1 protein-coding gene is annotated in these 420 nt (G+C 39.5%); it reads left to right on the top strand.

What is annotated here, in order from left to right:
* The coding region (locus CCAND38_RS11920; RefSeq protein ID WP_042343887.1) for an HYR-like domain-containing protein at positions 1 to 420 on the top strand (420 nt) is incomplete at both ends.

Below are 420 nucleotides of genomic sequence, written 5' to 3'. Positions count from 1 at the left end.
ATTGCAGGGGATAATGAAGCTCCCATTTTTTCAGGAGAATTACCGAAAGATATTTCGATTACTGAAAATCAGGAAGTGCCAACGCAGGTAAATTTGACCGCTACCGACAATTGTTCTGCTGTTCAAATTGCTAAGAGCCAAGAAAACAAGGTGGAAAACGGAAATAAAGTAATTATTTACCGATGGACAGCAACAGACACTTGTGGAAACGAAACAAAACACAGCCAAACCATTACCATTACTCCTGCACCGGAAATAACCTTTATAAATTTCCTCGCGGATGTGAATTTGTCTTGTGGAAAAGATAAACCCCAAGCAGAAAGCAAATTACAGATTTCCAATTGTGATGGCACTACTGAAATTTCGGTAACCCATACCGACACAGAAACAGGCGATTGCAAAACAGGTAAAACGATTGTA

It is taken from the genome of Capnocytophaga canis, from assembly GCF_000827555.1.
Lineage (GTDB): Bacteria > Bacteroidota > Bacteroidia > Flavobacteriales > Flavobacteriaceae > Capnocytophaga > Capnocytophaga canis.
This window is presented reverse-complemented; position numbering and strand designations above follow the sequence as displayed.